This is a genomic window from Aquibacillus albus (assembly GCF_016908325.1).
GTDB lineage: Bacteria > Bacillota > Bacilli > Bacillales > Amphibacillaceae > Aquibacillus_A > Aquibacillus_A albus.
In genome coordinates, this window is record NZ_JAFBDR010000029.1 from 19,207 (window position 1) to 40,412 (window position 21,206).

Sequence of the window (21,206 nt, forward strand, 5' to 3'; positions counted from 1 at the left end):
AAAGCGATGATTTGTAAACAGGATCGTAAACTAGCAATTTATCATATTTTAATAGCCTATCTTGCTTTTTTAATTGGAACATTCCTTGGACTGTTACAAGTGTTTATCCGAAATGATGGATTAGAACTCCCTAAATGGCTGGATTATTATCAAGTTTTAACTGCACATGGCGTTTTGCTCGCTCTTGTGTTTACTACTTATTTTATCTTTGCTTTTTTCATTACTGGAATGAGTAAAACACTAGGAGATTTTGGACCAAAAGCTCGCTTGGTCTTATGGCTTGGATTTTTGGTGACAACTATTGGTACGGTTATAGCAACTTTTATGATTATTATCGGTGAAGCATCTGTTTTATACACATTTTATGCTCCCTTACAAGCAAATGGGTGGTACTACGTTGGGTTGGCACTCTTTATTGTCGGAACATGGTTGAGCGGCTTTGCCCTTGTTGGACACTATGTCAGTTGGAAAAAAAGCAATCGAAAGCAGCTTAGTCCTTTGTTCGCTTTTATGACTATTTCGACAATCATTCTTTGGAAGATTGCATGTCTCGGAGTTGTAGCTACAGTCCTATTTCAATTTATTCCTTGGGCTTTTGGCTGGGTTGATACAATTAACGTTGAACTGAGTCGTTCTCTTTTCTGGTATTTTGGCCATCCCTTGGTTTATTTTTGGCTTTTGCCAGCTTATATGGCATGGTATTTGGTTATCCCAAAGTTAGTCGGTGTAGAGGTTTTCAGTGACTCTTTAGCAAGATTAGCTTTTATTCTATTTATTCTATTTTCGATCCCGGTTGGTTTTCACCACCAGCTTGTTGACCCAGGTATCTCTAGTTTTTGGAAATTTTTGCAGACATCACTAACATTTATGGTTATTATTCCTTCCTTAATGACTGCATTTTCCTTGTTTGGAACATTTGAAAGGTCGGGGCGAAGAAAAGGAGGCAGAGGATTATTTGGTTGGTTCTTTAAGTTACCATGGAAAGATGTCAGGTTTACATCCATCTTTATAGCAATGTTTTTCTTTATTCCAGGGGGAGCAGGCGGAATCATTAATGCTAGTTTTCAATTAAATGAGTTAATTCATAATACTTTATGGGTTGTAGGTCATTTTCATATCACTGTTGGAACTCCTGTTACGATGACTTTTATGGGAATCACATTCTGGCTAATTCCTTATTTAACTGGAAGGAAGTTAACAAAAACAATTCAAAAGCTAGCTTTTATTCAGATTATAACTTGGTCTATCGGTATGGTGTTAATGTCTACCGCGCAACACATTTTAGGTTTACTTGGGGCACCAAGGAGAACAGCATACTCAGCCTATAATAATCATCCGACTGCAATGGAGTGGTTCAATGGACTTATCTCGAATCATATAACGATGGCAATTGGTGGAACTATTTTATTTTTTTCTGCAATGCTATTAATCTTTATTGTTATCTACTCCTTATTTCTTTTACCAAAAGCCGATAGTCTGGGAGATAGAGTAGAGTTCCCGATTGCTATGAGTGACAATAAAGATACGCCTAAATTTTTGGAAAATTGGTGGCTTTGGATCGGTATTTCTTTTGCTTTAATTGCAATAGCTTATACTATTCCATTAATGGACTTGATTCAACATGCACCACCAGGTTCTAAAGGATTTAAAATGTGGTAGGAGTTGAGTGAAATGTTGTTTTCTGTAACTTTTTCGTTAATTATTGTTCTTCTTATTTGTACAGTCATTGTTGTTGAACTTAATACCGAAGAAGATTAGGGTAGTTTTGTAATAGAATTTGAAAGAACTCCTCCCTTGATAAGGGAGGAGTTCTTTTTTACTTTTTAGATATTTTTATTCAAAAAAGTGGTTACCAACTAAATGTCACTGAACACTATGTATTAAAACTTCTCTTCTTCATTTCGTCTTTAGGTGAAAAAGGACGACACATATTAGAAATCGCCCTTAATTCACCAAATATAAATGTTGTATTTCTCAGCTAATTATTTCTTGTTTTAACTGCATCACCTTCGAATTTTCCTCCAATGAACAACCCTACTAAACCTATTACGCAAAGAATCGAGAAAAGAACACCATATTGAAATGTTCCATCCAATCTTCCGTTTGATATGCTAATAATACTTGTTAAGATAGGAATTCCTACCGCGCCTCCTACGTTTCTAGTAATTCCAATGCTTAATCCTATCATCAAGGGTAATAAAAACTGCGCACTTTTTGAACTATCTCCAAAAATGACAAGGGAAAAGAGAGGAAAAATGGCAATTACACCGTAATTTAACATACCAATTAAAAATGCACTTATATTAGCTAGTGATATATTCCGGATCTTACTGAAACTTTGTGGGAATATTGGATAACAATGAACAGATTCACCAATCCATCTATCCGTTTTTTTGTTTCAAGTTTTGAATTAGGGCTTATAAAACGAAAAAAGACAATCCCTAGCAAAAAGCTACCAATAAGTACGACTAATTCACTTTTAATAACTAGAGGTCCAATTAACCAAGCTGATGGCATGAACTCCTTACCTCCTTCTTTAACATAATAAGAGAGAAATGTTAAAGTTTTATGAAAGAAAATAAAAAAAGGCAAAGGCAATGCATTACCTTTACCATTCAAATCCTGTATTTACGACAATTAGATACTTTGATCAATACATGCTATCAATCTATTTTCAATATCTGCAGCAAATTCCTTAATCGTTTCATCATTGACCATTTCAATTAAAGCAGTTGGTCTAGGTAAACCGATTTTGACTTTGCCACCATCTTCATAAACAACGATTTTACAAGGTAGAAAATAACCAACCATTTGATTCTGAGTTAACACTCGTTGTGCTTCTTTTGGGTTACATACTTCTAGCACTAAATACGGTTGATTGAAGTCTAAACCCTTTTCCTGTAACTTAGACTTAATATCAAATTGCCAAAGTATCCCAAATTGCTCCTGCTTTAAGCTTTCCTCTAATGACTGTACTGCTTCTTCCATCGCTTTGTTTGTTTCAACCGTATAATCAAACATAATAAATGATTCCTCCTATAAAATAGTTTCTTTATATAAATTTGGATAGGACTGAATAGATGATAAATCCTGCTCCTGCCAGGAACATAAGTTTTTGAGACGGTCATAACATCCCCCATAATTTCTTCATTATCTTTTCCCCGCAATCCCTATCTTATTTAATCCTGGCTTTTACTGCATAGTGTTGTGGATTTAAATCAATGAGCTCAGCATCAAAGTTCGCACTCTTAATAGTCTCTAGCATATCTGTAGCTGGAATTCTTTCGTGCAACGGTGGCCCTGATTCCGTTTCAATTGCCTTCCATTCAATAAGAAGAATTTGTCCACCTGGTTTTAAAATCCGTTTTATTTCATTAAGTGTATCATCAATACTTGAAACTTCATGAATAACCATAGACACAATAGCTTTATTTACGGACTCATCATCTAACTTAATTTTTACCAAGTCACTTTCAACATAGTGAATATTATCTATATTTTCTTTGGCTGCATTTTCTTTAAACATATCAAGCATCTTAGGCTCAATATCAACAGCATACACAGTATCATTGGTGCTTTTGGCAATTGGAATTGTAAAATAGCCGTTTCCCGCACCTAGATCAGCAACAATATCACTAGAGCCAATATCTAAGTATTCAATCATTTTTTCTGGTGGTAATAATGCTTTTCTCTCTTCACTGATGAGTTTATGTGCTTTATTGGGATTAAATTTTTTACCAGACATTATTTCTCCTCCATTCTTTAAAGACGGGGCCTCATAGGGCCACCTTCTAACCTTTTTTAATCCAAAACTTCAAAACGTCTCCTTCTTCTATATCTTGCAGAAGTTCATGCCCACCAGACTTTGCCCATGCAGTTAAATCACTTTTTGCACCTTTATCTGTTGCATGTACTTCTAATATGTCACCATCCGCTAGTTCATTAATTGCTTTCTTTGTTCTAACAATCGGCATTGGGCATGCTAAACCTTTTGCATCTAATACTTTTGTCGATTCCATTATTTTTCCTCCTCTTTAACCGTGAACCGCACAGCGATTCGGTCCAGTTTCCATTTCTCTTTGTTTTTCATCTTCAGGTGTAATTTTTCCCATGTTTGTTTCACGGATTTCTTGATATGCATTTGGTTGTGGTGGCAGATTTTCTGTCACCATTTTTCTAAAGACATCTTCATCGTCTACTTGCAACCCTTCATTGCGTTGATAAAGATCGCCCAATCGTGCAGAAACACTTCCACCTTTACCAAGTTCTTCTGCAAAGGAGTAGTGTGCAGGTAAGACAATTAAATCTTCGGACAATTCTTTGTATCGTTTGTAAAGGCTGTTGCGAAGATCTCCAACCCAATCTTCCGCTTTACCAACTAAGTCTGGTCGGCCGATTGATTTAACAAATAGAATGTCACCCGTTAAAAGGTATTGATCATCAATGATTAATGATGTGCTTCCGATTGTATGTCCTGGAGAATAAATGGGTTGTACTTTTACCTTTGTGTTCCCCACAACGATGTCATTTCCTTCCTCTAATGCCGTATAATCATAGGTCACTTCTGTTGCGTCTTTCGGTGGTAAATGATATGTTCCCCCTACTTTTTCCGCTAAAGCACGGCCACCAGAAATGTGATCAGCGTGTAAGTGGGTATCAATCAAATGTTTAATTTGTATCCCTTTTTCTTTGGCAAATGATTCGTAAATATCAATCATGCGGTTCGTATCAATAATAGCTGCTTCACCATCAGATTCCACCATATAGGATAAGCATCCTTTGCCTAAGCGAACAAATTGATATAAACCTCCGCCATCTTTTAAATCACCAATTTTTACTGGCTCTAAATGTTCACTCCAGGCTTTCATGCCACCTTCTAGATTCAAGACCTTAGTAAATCCGCCTTCCTCTTCTAGTAATTCGGCAACCATTTGTGATGAACCACCCTTAGCACATACAACAATCACTTCTTGACCTTTATCTAACTTTCCAGAAACAGGATCAATGCCATCCAGTAAATTAAAATATGGTTCATTGATGACTTCTACATTTCCACCTTCAATTTTCCAATTATCAAATTCATCTGTATTTCGAACATCTAAGATCAGTGTCTTTTCATGATTAACAACTTTTTGCGCTAACTCTTTGGTTGTTATCGATGATGTCATGCTTAACCTCCTTAAAAATGAAACGTCGATATTGCTGTTGACACATTCGTGGTGCTAATTAAAAGGTAAGGGACATATTAGCATTTTTAGCAAACTCAATAAATGAAGCTGCCCCACCAACTTCAATGCCTTCAACGAATGCATCCTTTTCCAAACTCATTACATCCATTGTCATTTGACAAGCAATTAATTTAACATCCATTTCTTGAGCAATACCAACTAATTCTTCAATAGATGGTACATTGGCTTTTTTAAATCCTTCTTGGAAATGTTCTTTCCCTTCTGGAAGTGGTAAATTTTTGTGTCCTTCCTTATGAATTAAATTTAATCCTTCAAATGTGAAGAAAATACCAACTTTCGCATCTGATGCAGCTGCAGCACTTGCGATATTAAATACTTTATATGCGTCAAAAAGAGACCCATTAGACGCTATATTGCTACCTTTGTGTTTGCCATTTTCAAAATTCCTCCTAATATTTATTGATTGCCCTCCGTTGGGCCTTCCCAATTTGTCATGCCTGGTACTACATTTTTCACACTCTTAAAACCTTTTTCTGTAAGCTTTTGTGCAGCTAAATCACTTCTATTTCCTGTTCGACAGATAACGTGTATATCTTGATCTTTGTTTAGCTCTTCAAAGCGTTCTTCCAGTTCGCCCAGGGGTATATTCACAGCACCAGGGATATGACCAAAGGCATATTCAGCTGGTTCACGAACATCAAGAATAGAAACTTTTGCATCTAACACTTCATTTGCTGTAATGCTCACCAGTATTCCTCCTTATTTCTCTACTTCATCTTCCCAGCTCAACATGCCGCCTTCCATATTCGTCACGTCATACCCTTCATTTTTTAAGAAAGCGCACGCTTTACCACTTCTACCTCTAGAGCGACACACCATATAATGATGTTTATTTTTATCAATTTCATTTAATCGATCAGGAAGTTCACCTAAAGGTATATGCTTAGCACCAGGAATTTTACCTTGTGCAACTTCTTCATCTTCACGAACATCAATAATACTTAACTTTGCTCCTGATTTTACTTTTTTTGACAAATCCTTTGCTGTTATTTCTTTCATAGCTATTAGCTCCTTCCTATAGCTCGGTGATATTTTTCCCTATTGTCTTTAATTTATCAACCAAAATACTCATACATCTATAGGTATTTTTAAAATTAAAAAAATATACCGCTATAGGTATTATTTTTTATTTTTAAAAAGGTGAACTAATTGAAATTAGGTCAACCTCTTTTATGGTAAAAAGTAATATATAGAAAGTCAATTTATCTACTCTTCACAAGTAAATTTACCGCTTCTTTTATTAAATCTTCTGAGCTTTCACCAGCTTGTTTTTCATCACGGATACATTGTTCAAGGTTTGTACTAACAATTAAAGCTGCTGTACGGTCAAGAGCACTTCTTACAGCAGACATTTGTGTAACTACATCCCTACAATCTTTTTGCTCTTCCATCATTCGTAATAAACCTCTGACTTGTCCTTCAATTCTTTTTACTCTATTTTTCATTTGAGCATTGTACTCCATAGAGGTACTCCTCCATTCTTATTTTATTAGGTAAGTAATAGCCAACTATTCGAAAGTTTTTTTTTCTTAAAAACCTTATATTCAAGTTACTTTCAATTTGATCTGTAGCAATTACAATTATATCATCTACTGGTAAATCAACATAATGTCGTTTCAAATAGGGAAGTGGTAAGCAATAAGCATTTCCCCTTTTATCTTTACAAGAGGCTTGGTAGTCCCTTGTATCTAAAAATACCCGAGCTTACAACAAACAACTATTCTTCACTTCTTTAAGGTAATAAAAGAATGGTAAAGTAAATACCAAATACCACTGCAATAATTATGACAAATAATCCAAGTAAGATAATCGTAAATTTAGGCGCATAGAAGGATTGATTATTAATTGCATTAATTTTTCTCATAAAAGAAACCATTGCCATAACGATTGTAGCTATCCCTAATACTACCGAAGCCATTCCAATGGTATTTGCTAAAAAGTCACCGAGGAGAGTTATGCTAGACTTCATTGTGAAATGCAAATTGGTAACAAGAAATCCCACACCGATAATAGCAATGGCTGTTCTAATCCAAGCTAACAATGTTCGTTCATTCGCCATATGTTGTTGAATATATTGTGAATCTTTTGTTGGTTCATTTTGATTTTTTTCTTTGCTCATAAAATAGTCATCTCTTCTTTATCAATTTTTCACTATTAGTATGATATCAATTATGTTTATTAAACATACCTTACACATGATAAGACATAGCCAACAAGTAGAAATGACAAGTTGAGATCTCCTAACTTACCGTTTCCACTTGTTATACACGAAGTACCTGAAATTGCCCTCCACCAAACAATGTGTTTATATAATCAATTTTGGCATTGTTGAAGTAAACAGAGTCTTTCTCACTTATTAAAAACTTAATTCCGTTTTCTTCTGTTATTGAATCATTTTCTGAAGCTGACTCTTCCAGAGCCATGAGCAGCTGAGGGCCACCTCAACCAATGCCCATAGTCAAACGAACAAAAGGTTGAATCTCCTCTTCTAAATGTGGTTTTATTTTGTCTTGAATTTTTGAAAGGGCTGTTGCCGTAATCTTTACCATCAAGGTTGCCTCCTTTCATCTGAAGTATTTTTCCCATCTTAAAATATATCCATCCATATCTTAATCGCGGTACCCGCTATCAATAATGCCAAAGTTACTTGTAACATCTTCGTATTTACTTTCTTACCAGCATTTGCACCTAGTGGCGAAGCAATTAAACTAGCGATAATCATAATTGCTGCTGGGAAGTATTCAACTTGTCCTGTCGTGATTTTTCCTACTGTTGCACCGATGGATGAGATAAAAGTAATCGCTAATGATGAAGCAATTGTCATACGTGTTGGAATCTTAAGAACTACAAGCATAATCGGAACCAATAAAAACGCACCTGCTGCCCCAACAATACCTGCTCCGATACCTACAATTAATGCAAGTGAGGCAGCCAACCACTTGTTAAATGTAACTTGATCTAATGGTATATCATCAATACCTTTTTTAGGAACAAACATCATCACAGCAGCGATTAAAGCTAATATCCCATAGGTTAGATTTATTCCACCCTCAGATAATAATTTAGAGCCGTATCCACCAATAAAACTACCTATAAGGATACTAATACCCATATAAGTAATAAGCGTTTTATTTAAATAGCCACCTTTTCGGTATGCCCATACACCTCCAATGGTTGCAAACAATACTTGGATAGCACTTATCCCTGATACTTCATGAGCTGTAAATGCTGCTACACCGAATAATGGTGGAATGTACAAAAGCATTGGATATTTAATAATCGACCCGCCTATGCCTAGCATTCCTGAAATATAAGATCCTATAAATCCAATTAGAAACACAGTTATAATGAACATAAAATCCATTCTTCTTCCTCCTTAAAAAAGGGAACCATGTACATGGTTCCCTTATCCTACTTAACCTTTCTTAATCCAAAACTTTAATACATCATTTTCTTCTGTATCTTTTAATAGTTCATGGCCTCCTGATTTTGCCCACGCAGCTAAGTCACTTTTTGCACCTTTATCTGTTGCGTGTACTTCCAAGATTTGACCAGATTCTAATTCGTTCATTGCCTTCTTTGTTCTTACGATTGGCATTGGGCATGCTAACCCTTTTGCATCTAATACTTTTGTTACGTCCAATCTCTATTCCTCCTAAATGATTTTTATTTCAGTATTGTCTAATTAACTATTAACGTACCGCACAACGGTTTGGTCCAATTTCCATTTCTCTTTGTTTTTCTTCTTCTGGTGTAATTTCACCCATATTTGTTTCACGGATTTCTTGGTAAGCGTTCGGTTGTGGCGGTAAATTTTCCGTTACTAGTCTTCTAAATTCGGATTCATCTTCAATATTTAGTCCGTGGTTTTTAGCAAAAAGTACACCTAATTTTTCTGCAACACTTCCATCCTCATTTAATTCATCGATAATCATAAAGTGTGCAGGTAAAACGATAAGTTCCTCTGATAAATCTCTGTAACGAGAATATAGACTTTCTCTTAAGTCACCAACCCAGTCTTCAGCTTTACCTGCTAGGTCAGGTCTTCCGATTGAATCTATGAATAAGATATCACCTGACAATAAGAATTTTTCATCTACCACAAATGATGTGGAACCGATTGTGTGTCCTGGTGAATATAGGGCATGAATATCAATTGGAGTATTCCCAACCGTTACAACATTTCCACCTTCTAATGCTGCATATTCGAAGGTTACTTCTTGTGCATCTTTCGGAGGCAACCAATATGTTGCACCTGTTTGTTCAGCAATTTTTCTTCCTCCTGAGATGTGATCTGCGTGAAGGTGCGTATCAAACACGTTTGTAATTTTCACTTCCTTACTTGTCGCGAAATCAACGAAAATATCTGTCATACGGGTTGCATCAATAATTGCGGCTTCCCCATTTGAAATAACCATGTAAGAAAGGCAACCTTTACCAATACGAACAAATTGATAAATTTCTCCACCATCTTTTAAATCTCCAACTTTAACAGGTTCCAAGTGTTCACTCCAAGCTTTCATACCACCTTGTAGATAAGAAACAGTTAAGCCTGCTTCTGAAAGCATTTCTGCTACCATTACAGATGATCCTTCTTTGGCACAAACAACTAGAATTTCTTTATTTGAAGGAATCTTTTCTAGAATTTCTTCTACTCCATCTAATAAATCAAAATAAGGAATGTTCAAGTATTCAAAGTTTTCCCCTTCAATTTTCCAATCAGCAAATGCATCTTCATTACGAACATCTAAAATAAATAGCTCTTCTTTATTAAAAACCTTTTGTGTCACTTCATGTGCTGACATCATGTTTACAGTCATCTCTAAATTACCCCCATCTGTATTAATTGTTGTAAAAAAATATACTTAATTCTTTAAAGCATTCATAATACTATTTGGGTCAAAACCTAAAACCCATGTGCCATTCACTTCTGATTGAGGTACACCCATTTTTCCGGTTGTTTGAACAACACGTTGCATGGCTGTTGTATCCTTCTCGACATTCACTTCTTTAAAAGCAATATTGTTATCAGTTAAGAAATTTTTTAACATCACACAATACGGACATTGTGTTGTTTTACCTCCTTAATTTTCTATTTTTGTTGTTTTTCCAGTCCATTGGCTCATACCTGGTATAACATTAATAACTTTTTCAAAACCATTTTCCGCCAATTTCTGTGCGGCTAAATCACTTCTACTTCCCGTTCGACATACGACATAGATTTCATCGTTTTTATTTAATTCGTTCATACGGTCTTCCAATTCCCCTAACGGGATTGAAACTGCACTTGGAATGTGATTAAAGGCATATTCTGCTGGCTCTCTTACATCAAGAACAACAATATCTTGAATTAATTTTGATTCTAGTTCTTCATTTGAAGCAGTATTAGGATGTTTCTTCTCAACCGTTTCTTCTTCAGACGCTTTTCTTAAATAGTGTTTTAGAGTATCGCCTTCCTCAAATGTGCCTAAATATTGGTGTCCAGAACTGTTAGCCCAAGCCTCAATATCAGCTTTTGATCCTTTATCCGTTGCTTGCACTTCAATCACTTGCCCTGCTTCTAAGTCCTTTATTGCCTTTTTCGTTTTAACAATTGGCATAGGGCAAGCTAGACCTTTAGCATCCAACACAACATTTACTTTCAATTTTTTCATACCATAACCCCTTATACCTATACAGGTATATTTTTATTTAAAAAAATTTATACTGTTTCACCTTCCCACGCTAGCATTCCGCCAGTCATGTTAATTACGTTAAATCCTTGGCTTTCTAAAAATTGTGCGGCACGACCACTTCTACCACCAGAACGACAAACCATAATATATTCCTTTGATTTATCTAACTCATGCATTCGAAATTCTAATAAACCTAGTGGAATGTTTAGTGCTCCTGTTATTTTCCCTTGTGCTACTTCGTCAACTTCACGCACATCAATAATATTTAAGTCTTTATTTTCTTCTACTAAATTTTGAAGTTCTATAGTTGAAATTTCTTTCATAATAACAATCTCCTTTCTTATTTAAATTTTCATGGCTTCTTTAATGATGAATGTGTATCAGTGTGTTAAGTACGCTCTCCCTCACACTGAATACCATTCATTCAAACTATCTCCAGGCATTCATGCCACCTTTAACGTTTGTTACCTGGGTGAATCCTAATTTTTTTAGAGTTTTTGATGCTTTTTGACTTCTCATCCCACTTTGACAAATTACAACTACCTCTTTATCCATTAAAAGTTCATTTATTGCTTTTTTCCCTAGTGTATGAAGTGGAATATTTTTAAAACCTTTAATATTATTCCCTTTAAATTCTGCTGGTGTTCGCACATCAACAAATTGCTTACTTTTATCTTTTAGTTCTGTTTTGAGTTCTGTCGTTGAGATGTTTTTAATCCCTTTAACGGGAATAAATCGTTTAACAATAAAGAACAAAACTAACGCATAAATAACATAATTTAAATATTCCATTCTATCGTCCTCCAACTAATGAAGGAAAAAATCCATCATTATTATATAAACAAGTTTACATTTCCATCTTCAGCGTCACCAAGATAAGCTGCAACCCCTGCATAATCAATACCATCTAATAGTTCTTCTTTTTGAAGTCCTAATAAATCCATTGTCATTGTGCATGCTACTAGTTTTACATCCTGTTCCTTGGCCATTTCAACTAAATCTGGCAATGGCATTGCATTATGCTTTTTCATTACATCTTTTATCATCTTAGGACCAACACCAGCAAAGTTCATTTTCGATAGCCCCATTTTGTCTGCGCCTCTTGGCATCATTTTTCCAAACATTTTTTCCATAAAACCTTTTTTCACTTCAATATTTTCATCTTTTCTTAGAGCATTTAAGCCCCAAAACGTATGAAAGATAGTAACTTCATGATCATAGGCAGCTGCACCATTTGCAATAATATATGCTGCCATCGCTTTATCGTAATCACCACTGAATAGAACAATGGTTGTTTTTTTCTTTTCTGACATGTTAATCCCCCTATAATGTTTTCTGTATTTTAATACCGTTACCCCTACCGGTATTTATAATAATAAAATAAAAAGTGGGTGTCAACCCTCTTATAAAAAATCATTTTCAAATGAACTGCGGTGTCTGTCTGACAAAACCTATAATATACCCTACTAGGTATTTTGTCAACAGTGAAATTTGTAAATTATTTAAGAGTTAAATATTTAATTGTTTCTATTACAATCATTCCTTACTATCTACCTCTTCGTAATACTAGTAAAACTATAGGAACAAGAAATCGAGGGATTAATTTTTACTCATTAAACTCCTCCTTTTAACCTGCCGCCTGATTATAACATTTTTTATACCCTTAACGGTATGTAGAAACGTTTTATAAAACTGAATCATGAACTTTGCAATTTGAACAATTAGACATTACGAATAAAGAAGGCCCAAAATGATAACACCCAAAGCCTTCTTGTACTTACCACCAAATTTGCTTAACTTTATCTGTAGAAATGTCTCCAATCTCATCATCTTCACCCCAACTAAGCGTATCCAAACATTCTAGTACATCTTCCTCAAGCTTGTTTCTTTCATCTCCAATCGTAATGAGGTGCCCTGATTTTTCATACCATTTAAGCTTTTTTAATTTTGAATAAATTTGATTTAGAATCATAGTTGGACTATTCATATCTATTATTTGATCCTGACGACCTTGAATAACAAATGTTGGTGTTTGAATGGATGGAAGACTTTCTTTAACTTCTTTAATTAATTCATTCAGACCATTAATTGCATTTATTGATTGGTGACTTTTAAGGACTTCCATTTCCTTTTCAATAATGTCATCAGACTTTCCTTCCCCCATTTTTTGTTCCAATGCATAGGATAAAATCATATTTCTGAGCGTAGTTTTATGAGCAAACCCTAACGGCGCACACATGGGCAAAATACCAACGACCGGATAGTTTGCTGCTAATTTAAGGGAGAAGAGTCCTCCTAATGACAGACCAGCAACTGCGATTTTTTTATAACCTTTGTTTTTTATAAGGTTATATCCTTCCATAACTGATTCCCACCAATCCTGATTAGTGGATTGAATCAAGTTTTCAGGAGCAGTAGAACCATGCCCTTTATACAGAGGTGCATGAACGGTATATCCATTACTTTCCAGGAATCGTCCAAGCATACGGACATCTGCCGTATTACCGGTAAAGCCATGTAACAAGAGTACAGCACGGTCTCCTCCTTCAAAAGTAAAAGGCTCTGGAGATACAGTTTTCATAAATAGTCCTCCTTACTAGGTTTTAGTAAATATTGTTTGCCTCTGTCTTATTTTCATTCACTAATGGTTGGATCTATAAATCTTAACAACTTTAATAATAATAGACACATTTTCTATAAATGATAACTGCTACAACACGAAAACAAGTCCCCTGAATCAGGCTAGGGGGATCTTGTTAAACGAAGTATCTTTACGTCTATATGTCAAATATTGATTTTCGTCCTATTCTATCTTAATTTTGCAATTTAGTGGTATCTCAAATCACTATAATTTTTCCTTATGAGTATCGATATTTAACACAAAAAGAGAATTCACCTATATCGTTAGGAAAATTCTCTTTTTATTTACTTTCTATATATGTTTCAAGTGTAGGGTGAAATTCTTTTTTATAGGTACATACTGGGCAAGATTTTATGACAAGAGCAACTATAGTTTCTGATTTAACAGTAGTCAGATGTTCATTACATTCCGGACATTTCTCAGTAAATAACCAATTAATTAATCCCACGTTTACTCACCTCATTCCTTAAACATGCAATTATTCCTATACGCATACTATGGATTATAATGGTTTATGAGTAAATGTCAAAGGGATACTATTCCAAATCATCCCCCAAAAATTGGGGTAGAATTTCTTAGCTGATATAAGTATTTAGCTTCAGGAAATACTCAATAACCGTACAATTTAAAGATTTATTATTTTCAAATTGTATTTAACCTTAATGGTAACGCCCTATTTCACCCTTTTTATACCAATAATGCAAAGGATAAAGTAATTCTTCCTTACTCTTTTTAAGGGTATAAATGACAACCGCCAGTGAAGAGTCACTCGTAAAGAAATTTTTATGCTCGCTTAAGTCCTCAACTATTGTATTCATTACTTTCTTTGACAAAACTGGTTTTTTTACAAGTAAACCTTCAAGCATATTCCTGATAAGAGCTCTAACAGTTTTTTGGTTTGGAGTTGAAAGTAAGTCCTGTTGGGTTAAGATTGGGTGAGCTGATAAATGTCTATGCTGCCTCAATGAATCAATGCTTATTTTATCAATTGGTTCTAATAAGAGAGTCCTTGTTTTAACTTCCTCGATTAAAACACCTTCCCAACTTCCAGGGTTGGAAGGATTTTTATATTGCTCTTCTTCTATATTTTCTAATATTGACTTATCCGTTTCATCATCATAAAGCTCTTTAAGATCCTTTAATTTATATATTAAATCACTCATAACAACTGAATATAGCATTACAATAGCTGAACGATAACTACCGTTTACATATGATTGAAGAACTTCATTAAAATATTCTCTTGTTTTTGTGTGATAAATTTTTTCAGCATTTTGCTCAATCTAATATAGCAACATAATTTCCACTCCTTTACTCTAATTATACAACCTTATCAAATACGCTCCAATAAAATAAAAAATAAGCCTACTCAATCGAACTTATTTCAGTAATCTCCGACTCTATCTTTAGTACAGTTCAACACTATGATTTTGTTTTCAAAAATAAGTCATTATCCACAATCAGGCCCTATTATAGCTGAAGGTGCAATCTCAATTAAAGATTCGCGCATGATTGTTAATATTAATTTTCTATTGCATAGTATCGTTGTACTACGCAACAATGATACTAATGTTTTTTACTTCATTTTTAATCTACATAGCGCCCGTTAGAATAACTGAAAACTTTTATGAAAATCCACAAAATAATCAAGCTCCAAGTCAGTATTGTGATTAAACCTACCATCCATTTTTTCGAATTGCCATTTTTCATCATTTATTCTGCTTTAGTTTCACATGATTATGTAGACAATTTAAACATAGTAAATCCTGAACCTGAAGATTGGTTCGCTGATGAAAGAAGTTCATTTAACAAGAAATGCAGTCATAAACCGTATGGTTATTAACACGTATGTAGGTGAATAAGAGAATTTAACAATACTAAGAAAGAAGTCAATTTACAAAATAAGGGAGTTGTCAACTGACACCCCCTCATTATCATACCAATACTTTATCCCTACATATTTTTACTTTGCTGAAGAAGTTTGGATTCACCTGTGCATTCCCACGCTTCAACAGTTTCATATGCTTTTTCAGGAGAGTAGCCTTTACCTACAAGAACTCCCATTAGAATAAATTCTTGAAGAATATGTGTAGCATTTATTCCTTTTTTAACGTCCTCCAATCCTTCATTTACTAAATATTCGGTGTGCTGTATCCATTCATCCGGTGTCTTACCAAAAACATCTGTAATTCCATTGTCATGATCTTCTTCCGCAGCCATTGCATCTGCTTTGGTAACATGAACCGTACCAAATGGATGGTTAGGTGGAGCATAGATCGAATAAAGTTTGAGTGGCACAGTACCGGTATTGGTCAGGTTATGCCACGTTCCAGCAGGTATCATGATTGCTGAATCATCATAGACATTTCTTTTAAAGCTTAAATTATTTTTATCTTTACCCATTCGAACAATTCCCTGACCTTGTTCGATACGTAAGAATTGATCAACATTAGGATGCATCTCCAAACCAATATCGTCCCCAACATCGATACTCATTAAAGTAACTTGTAAATGTTCTCCAGTCCACAAAGCAGTACGAAAAGTATTGTTTTGCTTCGTTGCTGCATTGATATTTACCACAAATGGATTCGGTCCGTAGTCTGTTAAAGAAATAGGAGCATCACCATTGGAAGATCGAAAACCATTAAATCTGTTTGCGTGCTCTACTCCATTAGGAAATCCCCAGTAAACTGGCTGTCTTCCATGATGATACATTGGTGCATTCGCATAATAAGGATACTGATATTGCCAAGGATACGTATGAGGAACATAGTACATTTTTCTCAATCCCTTCACAAGTTTTATAAAATTATCGTATGCACCTATATAGGTAATGTACATAGAATTCACTTATTTAAATCCCTTATTTAAATCACTTATTAGTAATAATCTTTTACTTGTTGTTAAGAAAGTCAGAAAAATTTATCAGAATATTGTCATCTTTGAAACAGAATACACCGTGCACAGCGCCCCTACACAAAGCATAAGATACGTTGAGAGTGAAATAGGGGGAGAACAATCATGTATTTCAATCACCATTCTTATCATTATGGTACACAGAATAATGCTTATTATCGTATGCCCAATGAAACTCAACTTATAAATGATATTCAGAAAGCGATTAATGCAGAGTATAGTGCAATTGCTTGTTATGAGCACTTAGCCAACATGGCACCTACAAATGATTTAAAGGAAAGAATACTTGAGATCCAACAAGATGAAAAACGACATTTCCAAGAGTTTAGTAGCATTTATAAACATTTAACAGGACAACAACCTACTTATAAAATTATTGAGGAATGTCCCGAAAACTATAAAGCAGGAATTGAATTTGCCTTTAAGGATGAACAAGAAGCAGTCGATTTTTATTTAGATATAGCCGATAAAACAAATGATCCTTTTATTAAAGATAGGTTTCGATGTGCAGCAGCAGACGAACAAAATCATGCTGTTTGGTTTATGTTTTTTATTTCAAAATTAACAGATAGTATGGGGGTTATTCGTCAAGTTGAGAATTACGGGGCTAAAGGAGCTTTAAGTACGACAACATTGACATTCCCTCAAATGCTAACTTATGCTCTTCAGGATGAATACTTGGCACAAGCAAGATATGATAATATCCTTGGAACCTTTGGTGACATTCCAACCTTCTCTAGAATAAAACAAGCAGAAAAAAGACATATAAGTGCATTGTTACCTTTATTTGAACGGTATCAAGTTATATTACCAGAAGATATATCTCAGAATTTTATAACTACACCAGAAAGCATTAAGACATCTTATGCAGCTGGTGTTCAAGGAGAAATAGACAACATTGCTATGTATGATAAGTTTTTATCGTTTGAGTTACCTGTTGACATTAGAACAGTCTTTCAACAATTACGTAATGCCTCTTTTAATCATCTTACTGCATTTGAAAGAGGACTCGCTAGAGTTTAATTTTTCAAAAAATTACTCTTTTTTAAAAAGTATAATAGGTGTGTTTATCCACCCTATTATACTTTTAACCATAACTGACAGTTAGACAATTTATTCTTTATCTATTGGTAAATCCATATGATTATTTTTCATATATATATCACCATACATATTTCTATTAGCAGACAAAACTGCATATAATACGTCTTGTTGAGTCAAGTACCAGTATCTTTGTATTGCGCTGCAAGAACACCGTTTTTTTAAGTAATTTTTTCATCATAAGTTGAACATCCTTGTATAAAATTGTTTATTTGGGAAAACATTATAATCCCTTCACCACCAAGAAATAACATCTTAGACGAAGGGTATAATCTCTCCACTTATAACATTAACTTCAGTCCCCTTTCCTAGTTCAGATTTAATTTCAAATTCCATAAGTCGCTTTGAGACAGGGAGCCCTGAATCAAGTCCACCTTAGTTTGAAAATTTATCTCTTAGAGAATCGCAAATCGTCCCTAGCAACAATACTAGCAAGTTTGATATCCCACTCCATAGAAACCTTACCTTTCATACATTCTTACCGTCTTTTTGCTTGTGTGCCCAAGAATGCACTTAAGGTAATCCCATAGCTTGTCAACATTGTTTCTTCTGCTAAGTAAAATGAAGCGTTTCTCCACAGTATCACTCCCGTATGAAAAGACGATCACTTTACTCGTACCATCTCATTAAATAGGAATTTTTTCTAACAGTATCTTTGCACTACGCAGCATATGACTTTCTAGTGTTAGTTATTATTCTTCATCATAAGCATCTGTTCGAACTTTAGGTACATTCCTTCATAAAAATTAATCTTTAAAGAATGAATGACTATTCTTTTAAAACATAACTATTATTATCAATTTTATTAGGAGGCATTTATATTGAATCCTCAATTTCCTTTTATAAAGCTATTTTTGACTACACGTAGTTTACATCCCGAAAATCAGGAAACACCGATTCAATTTATAGAGAATGAGATTGTAAAAAATAACTTATTCTATAGGCGGAACCACTTTTCTTAGCCAACTCTCACTCCCTCAAACTATTGGCTCCCGATTAATGGGATGGTATCAACACCGATACTGCTTTCCATGCAGGACATTCTCCAATTACCTTCTAAAACAATACAAGTTGTCCTTGAATGTTCAGGGAATAAACGTAGTCTTTTCGAACCTAAAGTTTTGGAGAACAATGGGAAAAGGGAGGGGGCTATTAGCCAAGGCTATTGGAAGGGTGTACCACTACGGCTTCTGCTGGAACTTTGTGGAATCAGACAAGGGGCAAAAGAAATCGTCGTAGAAGGACATGATTTTGGAGAAAGAATAGATCAAAATAAAGTTTTCACCTACGCTAGAAGTTTGCCTTTAGAGAAGGCTCTCCACCCCGATACCATAATTGTCATATGAATACAATAACCAGACAATTCCGTTTAAACATGGTTATCCACTTAGATTAATTGTTCCACAATGGTATGCAATGGCATCCGTTAAATTGATAAAGCAGATTAGTGTTATTGATTCTAATTTTAAAGGACCCTTTCAGACAATCGATTATGTGTATTATCCAAATAAAGAAAATAATAAAAATGCCTTCCCTGTTACTACAATAAATGTTAACTCGACTATCCAAAAGCCCTTAGATAAGGAGATTTTAAATACTGGTACGCATTTGATAAAAGGGATAACTTGGACAGGTAAAGGCTTTATTACAAAGTTAGAAATAAGTGTAGATGGCGGGATTACTTGGTTATATGCAAAGTTAGAGCCCACTAAAAAATGCTGATTATGGATGGCAATCATGGTCTTATCAGTGTACTGTACTAGAGAAAGGTGAATATAAGATTATGACAAAAGCGACAGATTCATATGATAGAACTCAACCAACCCAACCTTTCTGGAATAGAAAGGTTTACGAATATCATGCAATTGATGAAATTAATGTAAAGGTTGAATAGATAACTGAGTACAGATGCGATTGTTCTTATATCCATCTTTTAAGAGGGATATAAGAACAATCGCCCTCGAAATTTTTTTAATATTACAGTACAAGATTTTGAAAATAAATATTTTTGGTTACAAAATAAAAGGAACAACTAAGAAAAGTAACGCTGCTATTGCTCCTGCTGTTAAGTTATATGGTGACATTGCTTTTACATATTTCATATGGTCTGCTTCTGCAATCCCTGCTGCCATAGCAGTCATACCTGATACTGGGGAAGTAACATCTCCGAAAGTACCTCCAGATAATACAGCAGCTAAAGCAATTGGTAAAGCACTACCAGTTGAAACAGCTAATGTAAATGCAATCGGCATCATAAGTGCCCAACTTCCCCAAGATGAACCGATAAAATAGGAAACAGCGCTTGTCACAATGAAAAGTAATACAGGCACAAAAATCGGACTCAAATTTCCAGCTAAAGTAGTTTCAATTAACTGACCAAGCCCAAGGTCTTGGGATACATCAGAAATTGGCCAAGCTACTGCTAAGATTGCAATTGTAACGATTAACTGGTTCCCACCTTTAATAAATCGTTCTACAAGCTTGTCTAACTTAATTCCTTGTACCCTATATAATAAAGTAGTGATAATGGTTGTAATAAATAAGGCAATTAACATAGAGTGCGAAGGTTCTTCACTATTCCACATTAAGAAAAAACTTAATGGTAATAACACAATTAAAGGAACAATTAAGTTTATCAACCTTGGTTTCAAAATCGGCTTTTCATCCATATCATGGTTATGTTCCATACTATCTTTTACAGCATTTCCTGTTTGGTCTTTCATGGACTCTCCTTTTTCATGATGATGAAACTCCTCAGCAAACTCAGTATGACGAGCAAGTTTATTTGGTGTACTGTTAACATTTATTAGCTCTTTCATCACATTAAAGTTAAATCTAGGCATAATAGAAAAAATGGCGATTGCAATCGCAGTAAAGCTAAAAAACTGATACGGTAATGATTGAATAAATAAGGCTAATGCAGACCCTTCAACTCCAGAAGCTTGCATTCCTTTTCCCACAACTCCTAATACATAGCCAACAAATGTTGTTGCTACAGGTATGAGAATAATAACTGGACTAGCTGAATTGTTCAACATATATGCCAATCTTTCTTTCGAAACATTATATTTTTGGGATAGAGATTTCACAATAGCACCAGTTGCTACTACACGAAAGCCACAATCAATAAAGGTAATAGGTAGTAATCCCCAAAGAACCATAAACATTCTTTTTGAACTTGTAATATATTTTTTCATCCTGCTTCCGAATGCTTGTATTCCCCCAGATATTTGAATAAGGGCTACCAAACCACTAAACATATATAAAAAAAGAAGCACATTTATATTTCCCGTATCAGTTAAAACACCCACGATATAATCTACTGTCTGCCCTACGGATGAAAGTAATGATTGGGTTAATAAAAGACTCCCTACCCATAGTCCGATTAACAGAGAAGGAATAACCTGTTTAGTCCATATCGCAATAATAATTGCAACCAGTGATGGGATAACTGAATAGATATATTCCAAAATAATCACTTCCTTATTTATCAATGATAGGAATAGTTTTTAGCAAAAGTGTATTTTTATTCTATATACATCATCCGTCTTTATTATAATAAAGCTATTAAAAAGTTATTGATGAGATAAGACCCAATAAAAAAAGCCCTTCATTATTGAAGAG

At 34.6% G+C, this 21,206-nt stretch carries 26 protein-coding genes and 2 pseudogenes; 4 read left to right on the plus strand and 24 right to left on the minus strand.

Going from position 1 to position 21,206, the window contains the following annotated elements; genetic code table 11:
- Positions 1–6 precede the first annotated feature (6 nt).
- On the plus strand, positions 7–1,659 hold the full coding sequence (locus tag JOC48_RS18565) for a b(o/a)3-type cytochrome-c oxidase subunit 1 (RefSeq protein ID WP_204501944.1): 1,653 nt from the start codon (positions 7–9) through the stop codon (positions 1,657–1,659).
- Positions 1,660–1,978: 319 nt separating this feature from the next.
- On the opposite strand, the gene JOC48_RS18570 is transcribed toward JOC48_RS18565, so the two are convergent.
- The 23 genes and pseudogenes from JOC48_RS18570 to JOC48_RS18680 form a co-directional block, all read right to left on the minus strand.
- The gene (locus JOC48_RS18570) at positions 1,979–2,188 is read right to left on the minus strand and encodes a hypothetical protein (RefSeq protein WP_204501913.1); all 210 of its coding nucleotides are present in this window, start codon (positions 2,186–2,188) and stop codon (positions 1,979–1,981) included.
- Between the two features lie 119 nt (positions 2,189–2,307).
- Entirely contained in the window at positions 2,308–2,517 is a 210-nt protein-coding gene (locus JOC48_RS18575; RefSeq protein WP_204501914.1) for a hypothetical protein, read from the minus strand.
- A 120-nt stretch (positions 2,518–2,637) separates the two neighbouring features.
- A complete protein-coding gene (locus JOC48_RS18580; protein ID WP_204501915.1) occupies positions 2,638–3,021 on the minus strand; it encodes a DUF302 domain-containing protein in 384 nt (127 codons plus the stop codon).
- A gap of 154 nt (positions 3,022–3,175) precedes the next feature.
- A complete protein-coding gene (locus JOC48_RS18585; protein WP_204501916.1) occupies positions 3,176–3,745 on the minus strand; it encodes a class I SAM-dependent methyltransferase in 570 nt (189 codons plus the stop codon).
- A 46-nt stretch (positions 3,746–3,791) separates the two neighbouring features.
- Positions 3,792–4,019 (minus strand): sulfurtransferase TusA family protein, encoded by a 228-nt coding sequence (locus JOC48_RS18590; protein WP_204501917.1) that lies wholly within the window; start codon positions 4,017–4,019, stop codon positions 3,792–3,794.
- 15 nt (positions 4,020–4,034) lie between these two features.
- Entirely contained in the window at positions 4,035–5,168 is a 1,134-nt protein-coding gene (locus JOC48_RS18595) for an MBL fold metallo-hydrolase (protein WP_204501918.1), read from the minus strand.
- A gap of 58 nt (positions 5,169–5,226) precedes the next feature.
- Positions 5,227–5,601: a DsrE/DsrF/DrsH-like family protein gene (locus JOC48_RS18600; RefSeq protein WP_204501945.1), complete on the minus strand. Its 375-nt coding sequence runs from the start codon at positions 5,599–5,601 to the stop codon at positions 5,227–5,229.
- A gap of 44 nt (positions 5,602–5,645) precedes the next feature.
- A pseudogene (locus JOC48_RS18605) lies at positions 5,646–5,909 on the minus strand (rhodanese-like domain-containing protein); the annotation flags it as partial.
- Positions 5,910–5,948: 39 nt separating this feature from the next.
- The gene (locus JOC48_RS18610) at positions 5,949–6,248 is read right to left on the minus strand and encodes a rhodanese-like domain-containing protein (RefSeq protein WP_204501919.1); all 300 of its coding nucleotides are present in this window, start codon (positions 6,246–6,248) and stop codon (positions 5,949–5,951) included.
- A 203-nt stretch (positions 6,249–6,451) separates the two neighbouring features.
- A complete protein-coding gene (locus JOC48_RS18615; protein WP_204501920.1) occupies positions 6,452–6,712 on the minus strand; it encodes a metal-sensitive transcriptional regulator in 261 nt (86 codons plus the stop codon).
- A 269-nt stretch (positions 6,713–6,981) separates the two neighbouring features.
- The gene (locus tag JOC48_RS18620; protein WP_204501921.1) at positions 6,982–7,368 is read right to left on the minus strand and encodes a YidH family protein; all 387 of its coding nucleotides are present in this window, start codon (positions 7,366–7,368) and stop codon (positions 6,982–6,984) included.
- A 142-nt stretch (positions 7,369–7,510) separates the two neighbouring features.
- The gene (locus JOC48_RS18625; RefSeq protein ID WP_204501922.1) at positions 7,511–7,672 is read right to left on the minus strand and encodes a hypothetical protein; all 162 of its coding nucleotides are present in this window, start codon (positions 7,670–7,672) and stop codon (positions 7,511–7,513) included.
- Positions 7,673–7,836: 164 nt separating this feature from the next.
- The gene (locus JOC48_RS18630) at positions 7,837–8,613 is read right to left on the minus strand and encodes a sulfite exporter TauE/SafE family protein (protein ID WP_204501923.1); all 777 of its coding nucleotides are present in this window, start codon (positions 8,611–8,613) and stop codon (positions 7,837–7,839) included.
- A gap of 51 nt (positions 8,614–8,664) precedes the next feature.
- Positions 8,665–8,892: a sulfurtransferase TusA family protein gene (locus JOC48_RS18635; RefSeq protein WP_018930929.1), complete on the minus strand. Its 228-nt coding sequence runs from the start codon at positions 8,890–8,892 to the stop codon at positions 8,665–8,667.
- A gap of 49 nt (positions 8,893–8,941) precedes the next feature.
- Positions 8,942–10,069, minus strand: coding sequence for an MBL fold metallo-hydrolase (locus JOC48_RS18640; protein ID WP_204501924.1), 1,128 nt, complete (start codon positions 10,067–10,069; stop codon positions 8,942–8,944).
- Positions 10,070–10,114: 45 nt separating this feature from the next.
- Positions 10,115–10,324: pseudogene (locus JOC48_RS18645) on the minus strand (glutaredoxin family protein); the annotation flags it as partial.
- Positions 10,325–10,333: 9 nt separating this feature from the next.
- Positions 10,334–10,903, minus strand: coding sequence for a sulfurtransferase TusA family protein (locus tag JOC48_RS18650; protein WP_204501926.1), 570 nt, complete (start codon positions 10,901–10,903; stop codon positions 10,334–10,336).
- Between the two features lie 47 nt (positions 10,904–10,950).
- Positions 10,951–11,247, minus strand: a complete 297-nt coding sequence (locus JOC48_RS18655; protein WP_204501927.1) for a rhodanese-like domain-containing protein — start codon at positions 11,245–11,247, stop codon at positions 10,951–10,953.
- A 106-nt stretch (positions 11,248–11,353) separates the two neighbouring features.
- Positions 11,354–11,716 carry a rhodanese-like domain-containing protein gene (locus JOC48_RS18660; RefSeq protein WP_204501928.1) on the minus strand — a complete coding sequence of 121 codons (363 nt, stop codon included), beginning with the start codon at positions 11,714–11,716 and terminating at the stop codon, positions 11,354–11,356.
- 41 nt (positions 11,717–11,757) lie between these two features.
- On the minus strand, positions 11,758–12,237 hold the full coding sequence (locus JOC48_RS18665) for a DsrE/DsrF/DrsH-like family protein (RefSeq protein WP_204501929.1): 480 nt from the start codon (positions 12,235–12,237) through the stop codon (positions 11,758–11,760).
- Positions 12,238–12,701: 464 nt separating this feature from the next.
- Positions 12,702–13,505 (minus strand): alpha/beta hydrolase, encoded by an 804-nt coding sequence (locus JOC48_RS18670; RefSeq protein ID WP_204501930.1) that lies wholly within the window; start codon positions 13,503–13,505, stop codon positions 12,702–12,704.
- A 719-nt stretch (positions 13,506–14,224) separates the two neighbouring features.
- The gene (locus JOC48_RS18675; protein ID WP_204501931.1) at positions 14,225–14,728 is read right to left on the minus strand and encodes a hypothetical protein; all 504 of its coding nucleotides are present in this window, start codon (positions 14,726–14,728) and stop codon (positions 14,225–14,227) included.
- Between the two features lie 790 nt (positions 14,729–15,518).
- Positions 15,519–16,343: a cupin domain-containing protein gene (locus JOC48_RS18680; protein ID WP_204501946.1), complete on the minus strand. Its 825-nt coding sequence runs from the start codon at positions 16,341–16,343 to the stop codon at positions 15,519–15,521.
- Positions 16,344–16,586: 243 nt separating this feature from the next.
- Here JOC48_RS18680 and JOC48_RS18685 point away from each other — a divergent pair, with 243 nt between their 5' ends.
- The 3 genes from JOC48_RS18685 (at position 16,587) to JOC48_RS21400 (ending at position 19,304) form a co-directional block, all read left to right on the plus strand.
- Positions 16,587–17,504 (plus strand): ferritin family protein, encoded by a 918-nt coding sequence (locus tag JOC48_RS18685; RefSeq protein ID WP_204501932.1) that lies wholly within the window; start codon positions 16,587–16,589, stop codon positions 17,502–17,504.
- 1,082 nt (positions 17,505–18,586) lie between these two features.
- Positions 18,587–18,928, plus strand: coding sequence for a molybdopterin-dependent oxidoreductase (locus JOC48_RS21395; protein ID WP_338024349.1), 342 nt, complete (start codon positions 18,587–18,589; stop codon positions 18,926–18,928).
- Entirely contained in the window at positions 18,918–19,304 is a 387-nt protein-coding gene (locus JOC48_RS21400) for a molybdopterin-dependent oxidoreductase (protein WP_275580779.1), read from the plus strand. The genes JOC48_RS21395 and JOC48_RS21400 overlap by 11 nt, the downstream gene beginning before the upstream one ends.
- A 290-nt stretch (positions 19,305–19,594) precedes the next feature.
- Here the strand turns inward: JOC48_RS21400 and JOC48_RS18695 are convergent, their stop codons facing one another.
- The gene (locus tag JOC48_RS18695; protein ID WP_204501933.1) at positions 19,595–21,052 is read right to left on the minus strand and encodes a Na+/H+ antiporter NhaC family protein; all 1,458 of its coding nucleotides are present in this window, start codon (positions 21,050–21,052) and stop codon (positions 19,595–19,597) included.
- Between the last annotated feature and the right edge of the window lie 154 nt (positions 21,053–21,206).